This window comes from Gammaproteobacteria bacterium, assembly GCA_028819075.1.
Classification (GTDB): Bacteria; Gemmatimonadota; Gemmatimonadetes; order Longimicrobiales; family Gaopeijiaceae; genus BD2-11.
In genome coordinates, this window is record JAPPMM010000027.1 from 1 (window position 1) to 8,307 (window position 8,307).

Genomic DNA, 8,307 nt, shown 5'->3' on the forward strand with positions numbered 1-8,307 from the left:
ATAGCGCCAACACTCCTCGGCGCCTCGTTCACGTCCGTCACCGTGATGCGCACGCGCCCGGACTTGCTCGCGGAACCGCCGCGTTCGCTCACCGTCAGCGTCAGGTCGTATGAACTCCTGCGCTCGAAGTCGAAGCGCCCCGTGATCGCCGCGTCGTCGTTGTTCGCGCTCACCGCCGCGGCGGAAACGTCGCTCGCGCCGGTGCCCGCCAAAACGTAGTCGAGCGCACCGCAGTCGCTCGCCCTCACACGCACCGTCCCCACCGTGGTCGCGTTCTCTCTCACCGTGAAGGTGCTGTCCCCGACCGATGTGATCGCGCATTCCGGCTGCGTAGCGGGGTACACCTCCACGTCAAATCGCTGGGTCGCTGTCAGCCCCCCGCTGTCTCTCGCCGTGACCTTGACCGTGGCGTCGCCCAGCCGCAGCCCTCTAAATCGTACCGTGCTGCCTTCCACCGAGACCCTGGCCACGGCACTGGCCGCCGTTGACGCCTCGTAAGTCAGCGGGTCCTTGTCCGGGTCGCTGAAGTAGTCCGAAACATCCACACGGCCCGTGGTGCCCAATTGAACCTGCTGATCCGGGATCGCGTCCTTCGGCGCCGGTGGCCGGTTTGCGGGTTCTACTGTCACCCGGAACTTCTGCTCCGCCGTGCCGCCGCGGCCATCGTCAGCCGTGATCGTGACCGTCGCGCTCCCGACCGATTCCCCGGTGTACGTGACCTCACTGCCTTGGACGCTGACACTCACCCTGTTCGCATTCGACGACTTGACTGTGTACGTCAGCGGGTCTCCGTCCGGATCGCTGAAGTACCCCGACGCGTCCACCGAGCCGCTCTCCCCCACTTCGATCGTGTCGTCCGGAATCGTCCCGACCGTATCCGGTGGCTCGTTGGGAGGCGGCTCCACCGTGACCGTCGTGTCGGCGCTACCGGTCGCCCCGCGCTCGTCGGTCGCCATAAGCCGGAACGTCAGATCCGTGTCGTTCGGTACCGAGGGTGCCGTGAAGCTCGCGCTGAGCGTGGTGGCACTCTTGATCGTCACGTTCGGTCTGCCCGACACCTGCGTCCAGAGGTACTGCATGTCATCGCCTTCCGGATCGACCGCCGTGCCCTTCAGGTGCACCGTCCCCCCTTCCTCGACCGGATTCGGAGACGCGGTCGCCGTAACATCTGGAGGGTTGTTCACGACTTTCACCGTCACCGGCGCGGTACCCGCGTTGCCCGGCGGGTCGGTGGCTGTCGCGGTCAGATTGTACGTCGTCACGCTCAGCGTACCAGCCACCGTGATCTCGCCGCTGTCCTCATCGATCACGAACTTGTCCGACCCCGACAGTGAGTACTTTACCGCCTCCCCCTCCGGATCCTTCGCGCTTACGGTGACCACGCTCGTTGCGTCGACCTTAATGGACACCGAATAGCTCAGCGGATCGAACACCGGCGGATCGTCTGGGTCGACCTCGACGGTCACCGGGGCCGACCCCTTGTTACCTGCGGGGTCCTTGGCCATCGCCGTCAGTTGGTACTCACCCACGGTCAGCGTACCGGACACCGTGATCTCACCGCTGTCCTCGTCGATCGCGAACTTGTCCGATCCCAACCCCGACAGCGAATACGTGACCGCCTTGCCTTCGGGATCCTTGGCGCTCACGGTGACAACTTCGGTTCCCATCGATGCTGTGTTCAGCAATTCCACCGAGTAGCTCGGCGGATTGAACACGGGCGCCTCATCCGGCACCGTGACCTCGAAGCTCTGACTCGCCGAGAGGCTATCCGGATCCTCAGCCGTCACGCTCACCGTCGCGCTTCCCACCGCCTTGCCGGTATACGTGACGGTGCTGCCGGAAACGCTGACCCCCACCACGTTCGGCTTCGACGAGGTGGCGGTGTAGCTCAGCTTGTCGTTGTCGGGATCGCTGAAATGCTTCGACGCATCTACCGACCCGCTCTCTCCCTTGTTGACCGTCGCATCCGGAATCGCGCTCTCGATTTCCGGCTCACTGTTCACCACGATGGTCAAGTTGACGCTCGCGCTATCCCCGCAGTCGTCGAGCACGCTGACCGTCGGGTGATAGCTGCCTCCGTACAGGATGGCCGTCGTCGAGACCTCGGCGGTCAGTTCGTTGATCTTGAACCTGTTCCCTCCTCCGCTCAGCGAGTAGACCGCGAGGCTGTGCGTGTCGGCAGCCACCGTGCCTATCACCGTCCCGGCGGGCACTGGCTCGTTGAGCCGGAACATGGTCTTCACGTTGGGCGGAAACGCCACGCTGCATTGGATGAACGCGGACTGCGGCTTCGGGTCGACGTGGATGGCCTCCTCGGTCTCGGTCCGAGCCGAGGAGTAGGGCAGGCCCAGCGTCACGTAGAAGACCTCGACGGCCTCGGCGTCGTCGTCCTCCAGCGTCTGCACGCTGATCGGCTTCGACGTCTCGCCCGGCTGGAAGGAGACGACCTCGTCGGCCGCCACGTAGTCCCGCCCCGCCACGGCCGTCCCGTCGGTCGTCCACCAGCGAACCGAGACCCGGTCCGCAACGGGCGTCGACATGGTCATCGTCGAACGCCACGAGGACCCTTCGCCGATGGTGTCCGGCACCGCCGCGAGCGAGATCTCCACTGTCCCGTTGTCCGCGATGGTCGCGGTGGCCGCCGTCTGGTCCACGAGTACCGTGCCGGGACCCGTCGCGCCGGTGAGCGCGAGCACCACGGTCTCGCCTTTGTCCAGGATGTCGTCCTTGAGCGCTTCGAGCGCGATCCGCGCGACGCCCTCGCCCTGTGCCACCGTCGCCTCGCCCGACAGCGCCGTGTAGTCCTCGCCGGCCACGGCCGTGCCCGAGACCGAGTACTGGACCTTGACGGCCCCGGCGGCGGTGCTTCCCGCCACCGACACCTCGAAGTGGCCGGTCGCGCCCTCGGCCACCGTGCCGCCCGCGGGCGCGGAGAGCGTCACCCGGAGCGTGTCGGACAACGGCGACGAGGAATCGGAAAGTCCATGCACGCCGCTCGGCGAGGCGGCGGCCAGCATCAGGCCGCAGACCGCCGCCGCGTAGAGTTTTCGCGCCATCCCGAGGCGCGAAGACCGAGGCTCCGCATCCGACCGGGGACGAGGTTTTTGAGTGTTGGGATGGGTTGGCAGTAACGAAAAGAGGGTGGTCATTGCGCAAAGGGGTCCTTGAACAGGAGGGCGGGGGAAAGGGGGTGTGGCCCGACACGGCCCGGAAATGGCGACACAAAGGGTATCAGCGAATCCCGAACATGCAAGGGGCGCGGGAGGACTCGGGGGCCACGGGCAGGAGCGTCGACTGTCCCAGGAGCCCCGCAGGAACAGCGCTACGAACTCAGGGCCGGATGACCCTCACCACCTTGCCGTCCCTGTCCACGACCTCCACCGGAACCCGGATGACGTCGTCGACGGTCACTTCCAACTCCACGCCCCCGGCGTCTACGCTACCGCCACCGACATCGCCTTGGGCCTGCGTGGGCAGCGTGTACGGATCCGCCTTGCTCACGTCGACCTCGTGGCCCAGATCCGCCAGCGCCTGGACCGTGATCGCGGTCACCAGCTCTCCGGAACCGAGCGACATCACATCGTCCGGCATGACCCGCCGCCGCCAGTGAATCCACTTGCCGCTGCCGCCCAACGTGGCTTGGTCCTCGACCGGGACCTTGGCCCCGGCATAGCCTTTGCCTCCCGCGGCATCGAACGCCGCCACGGCGAGCGGACCGGGGAAATGTGGGTCGTTGTGCCAGTCCTTGATTTCCCAGTCGCCGATCCCCAGGACATGCCCGATCTCGTGCATCGCCGTCCCATGGAAGGTGTAGTTGTGGGGGGGCGAGTGGAAGACGCCCGAGAACCAGTTCGCCCCAATGATGGCCAGCCCGGACTCCTCGCGCCGACTGCACTCGGTCGCCAATCCGATCGAACGCCCATCCCCTGGCCTCATGTGCATGTAGATCAGCAAGTCGTCAACGACGCCCGTCAAGCGCGGCGTCGGGGCGCGGTTGGTGCAGTACTCCGGTCCCTCGCCGTCCACCGGCACGTCCGGCAAGTCCCCGACCACCACTTCCGTCCAGCGCTCCGCCGCCCGCCGGATCTCCTCCTTCGCCTCCTCCGTGAAGCCGGGACCGAAGATCAGTTCGATGTTGAAAGCGCCGGGGTCCGGCGCCGGAACCACCCACGTCCGGAACCGCTGTACGGCACGCAGCCCTTCCGGATCGGTCGCCGTCACCTCGACCTCCGTCGTGTCGACCGCTCCCGGCTCCAGCCACAGCGTCCCGCCGTCTATCCTCACTCCGGCCACGCGCGGGTCGCCGGATTTTGCCTCGTAGACGAGCGAGTCGCCGTCCGGGTCGCCGAAGTACTCGGCGAGCGCCAGTCTGGCTGTCGGTCCTGACGCCTGCAATCGGTGCGCCGGGACCACCGACCGGATCACCGGCGTCCGGTTGCCCGCCTCGGCGAACAGCGCGATCGGATCGCCCGCCACCACGCGAAACTCATTGAATCCCTCGGGAGGGGTCGGGGGCGCACCGAGGCTCAGGTACACCGCCTCCGCGCCCGTCGGCGTCACTTCCACCGCGCGGCCGACCGTATCGCCCACCTCCACGGCCAGAAAGCCGCTGGAAGCGCTGCCTCGCTGCACGGACAAGGGGACACGGAACGCAAACGGTGCGCCTCCAGGCACTCGGAGTTCGACGCGCGCCGGTCCGGGCGCGAGCAAGTCGGATGTGTCGGCTCGCACCAAGTGCGCGTGCACCGGGAACGGTATGCCGGGGTTGCCGAACAGGCGCACATACCTCAGGCTCGACAGACCTGCGAAAAGACGCGGCGGCAGCGAATACAGACGGTTGGTCTCCAGCCTGATCCCCTCCAAGCTCGACAGCCCCTCGAAAGCACCCGGCGACAGATCCTCGATCCAATTGGTTGTCAAGTCCAGAGTCCTCAGCTTTGACAACCCCGCGAACACCCCCTCCGGCACGCGAGTCAAACGGTTTCTCCCGGCGAAGAGTAGCTCCAGCTGCGTCGTCGGCTTGAGGAGTTCTGGCGGCAACTCCCTCAGCTCATTCTCGCTCAGGTACAGCACCTTGAGTTCCGACATCGACGCGAAGGCATCCGGCGGCAGCGACTCGAACGAGTTGTCATCCAGATACAGCCGTTCCAGGCCCGCAAGGTCGTCAAACACCCCCGGCGGCAGCGTCGCGAGGCCAGCCGTGCTGAGTACCAGTTCGGCAAGGTTGGTCAGACCCGCGAAGATGTCCGGCGGAAGCTCACCAAGCGGGTTGAATCCCAACCACAGCTTCGATAGCGACGGGAGACCTTGTAAGAGATCCGGGGGCAACTCCTGCAATCGGTTTACATTCAGAAACAGGCTTCTCATCGCGACAAGCCCTTCGAAATCGCCGCTCCGAAGCCGCGTGATCCCCTTGCCTCCCAAGTCGAGGCTGGTAATACGTCCGAGCATTTCCTCCGTCACCTCGGCGCAGCTCCCGACGCGAGCCCTTCTGGCGATCTCGGCGCTCACGACCGGGGTCCGGTTGCACACGCCCTCGTCCGATACTGCCGTCGCCTCGAACGTCATCGCCGCGCCGCCCGCCGTCACCCCCAGCCGTTGCACGCCAAGGGTTTGCCCCAGCGTCCAAACGGTCGTCGCCAGCCCGAGGCTGTCCGTCGTGGCTGTTCCCGGATGTGCCCCCCCGCTCCCTGCCTCCGCCTCAAATGTCACAGTCGCGCCCCAGACCGGCTCCCCACCCTCGTCCACCACGCGCACCGAGACTGGGTCCGGCAATGCGTGCCCCGCCAGAGCCCACTGTTGTTCTCCGGAGTGTGTTTCGATCGAGGCGACGGCCCCATCGGGGTCCCGAGCGGTCGCGTTGACCTCCACGGTGACGCCGCCCGTGGAGACGGAAAGCGTTTGGAGTCCGTGGGTTGCCCCAAGGGTCCAATTGGTCGAAGCCACCCCCACGCTATCCGTCGCAACCGTCTCGGGATCCACGCGACCGCTCCCGGCCTCCGGCTCGAACCGCACGGTTGCACCGGGCACGGGTCGCCCGCCCTCGTCCAAGGCCGCCACCACGATAGGCTCAGCCAACGCCCGTCCGCTCCATGCCCACCGACCTTCTCCCAACTGCACCTCGAATGAGGCCACCGCCTCGTCCGGCTCCAGCGCCGTCGCCGCGATCTCGATCTCGGCCACGCCCTCCGCCGATACCGCCAGCGTCTGCCTTCCCGGCTCCGGCCCCAGCGTCCACTGGGCCGCAGCCAGCCCCGCGCTGTCGCTGTGCACGACACCGGGCTCGACCCTGCCACCGCCCACGCCAGCCTCGAACCGCACGGCCACCCCGGATACCGGCGCGCCACCGGCGTCAAGCACCCGCACCCCGACCGGATCGGGGGGAGACAGTCCACGGGCCGCCTGCTGTCCCTCCCCGAACGGTTCCAGAGCATCCGCGGCTTGACGCACCTGCACCAACGCCTGGTCCGCCGATTTCAGGTCCGAAGCCTGCACGTACGCCACGCCGTTGCCACGCGCCGTCGCGGAGCCGTTCCCGTCCACCACGAACACGGTCGTGTCCCGGCTGCTCCAACGCACTTGGCCCAACCCCGTCCCGCCTCGTCCTCGAACCGTGAACGCGAACTGTTGTCCGATATGCGTCAGGGTTACGGAGTCCGGCACGATTTCGAGCGACGCCTCCGGCTCGGCCACCCCACCCGGATCGCACGCCTCCAGCGCCGCGAGGAACAGCGCCGAGGCGACAACCGGCAAAGCCAGCGGTAGCTCCCGGGCTCGGTTCAATGCAGACGGAAGGGAGAAGGGATCCGACGGATCTCCGCTCGCGTCCGTTGCGCGGATTCTCGTTCGCATAGTCCTTCCAAGTCGGGCCTCGATCACCATTCTCCGTGGTCAAAGATGCCCGACTTCCGGCACGTCTGGCAAACGGGCCGCGTGCTCCGATGTTCCCGACCACCGACACCCCATACGGAACGCTGCTCCGACCTTGCCGGGGCACTGGCCGTGCCGCTGGCGGCGACGGGGAACGTCCCGCGAACCGTAACGGACAACGTCGGACAGCATGCGAATCCGAGCCGCTACCGACAGGTTGACTTGTCCGCGCAAGGTTGGTCACCGTTTCGGGCATGGGTACACCGGATCGGCATTTCAGCCCCGTCGCGAGCGAAGGGGTCGCCCACCTGAAGGAACGCGCTGAGGCGCTGGAGCCTTTCGGCTGGACGGGACGGCGCGCCGAGTGGATCGCGCTCGTCTGCTGTCACGGCGGCGTGTTCACCCGCGTGCAGTGGACGAGCTTCCTCGAGTGCCACCATGAAAAGGTGGGCCGCGCCGTTCGCAAGCTTGTCGCCCAGGGCGTGGCCATCGAGGAGAAGCCGCCCGGCATCAAGGGCATCGGGCGGATCTGCCGTATCCACGGTCGCCCGATCTACAAGGCGCTCGGCTTGGGGGACCGCCGCCGCCGGAGGATCACGTCGCCGGAGGTGACGATGCGGCGCCTGCTCGGGCTCGACTACGTGCTCGAACATCCCCGCCTGCCGTGGCTTCCCACCGAAGCCGACCGGGTGGCCGCCTTCGAGGCGCTCGGGATCGAGCGGGGGCTTCTTCCCCAACGGGTCTACCGGGGCGCGCTCGGGGGTCTCCGGCGCTTCTTCCCGCTCGGGCTGCCCATCGCGCTGGACACGGAGCGCGCCGTCTTCGTCTACGCCGAACCGGGTTACGAGACCGCGACGGCGATCCGCTCGTGGGGCGCGAAGCACGGCGATCTCTGGAAGGGGCTCTGGGACCTCGGCCTCAAGATCGAGGTGGTGGCGGTCGTCCGGAGATGGAAGGAGTACGGGAGGACGAGCCGGGTGCTGGCCAACTGGTCGCGGTATCCGCGCCCGTCCGAAATCGACGAGGAGACCCGGCGCGATCTCGCCCGCATCGAGCAGGCCATCCTCGGGGGAGATGTCCGCACGCTCGACGAATACGGTGGCCTGAACGCCGCCCTGAAGCACGCCATCGCCCTTGAGAACCGGGCGCGCAGGCGTGCGGGCCGGGGGCTGACGGAACGCGTCAAGACATGGAGTTCGGACCGGCTGGCGGGGGCTCGAATCTGGTGGGAGTCCTGATGTGCTGGGCCGTACCGGAGGTGTGCAAGAGACAACGGGGGTCGATGCACATTTTGGCGCTCCGGTGATGCGCACCGCCCGGCCTGCATATCCGCTGGCGCGGCAATGTCTTGCGGCTTCGCCGCGCGGCCGGCCGGGGCGCGGGAGCCGCTTGGGGCTTGGTGGGGAGCGACCCCAGGGCCACAGGTGCCCGGTTCGG

The 8,307-nt window shown here is 67.3% G+C and carries 3 protein-coding genes; 1 reads left to right on the top strand and 2 read right to left on the bottom strand.

The window, feature by feature from the left end; all coding sequences use genetic code 11:
* Nucleotides 1-3,056: cadherin domain-containing protein (locus tag OXU32_06305; GenBank protein ID MDE0073576.1), on the bottom strand; the 3,056-nt coding region annotated here is incomplete at its 3' end.
* A gap of 274 nt (nucleotides 3,057-3,330) precedes the next feature.
* Nucleotides 3,331-6,753: a leucine-rich repeat protein gene (locus tag OXU32_06310; GenBank protein ID MDE0073577.1), complete on the bottom strand. Its 3,423-nt coding sequence runs from the start codon at nucleotides 6,751-6,753 to the stop codon at nucleotides 3,331-3,333.
* 371 nt (nucleotides 6,754-7,124) lie between these two features.
* On the opposite strand from OXU32_06310, the gene OXU32_06315 reads away from it, so the two are divergent.
* On the top strand, nucleotides 7,125-8,108 hold the full coding sequence (locus OXU32_06315) for a hypothetical protein (protein MDE0073578.1): 984 nt from the start codon (nucleotides 7,125-7,127) through the stop codon (nucleotides 8,106-8,108).
* Nucleotides 8,109-8,307 lie beyond the last annotated feature (199 nt).

What these genes read in the sequence shown, in the direction of transcription:
- OXU32_06315 (MDE0073578.1), top strand. Translation starts at nt 7,125, where the DNA reads ATGGGTACACCGGATCGGCATTTCAGCCCCGTCGCGAGCGAAGGGGTC.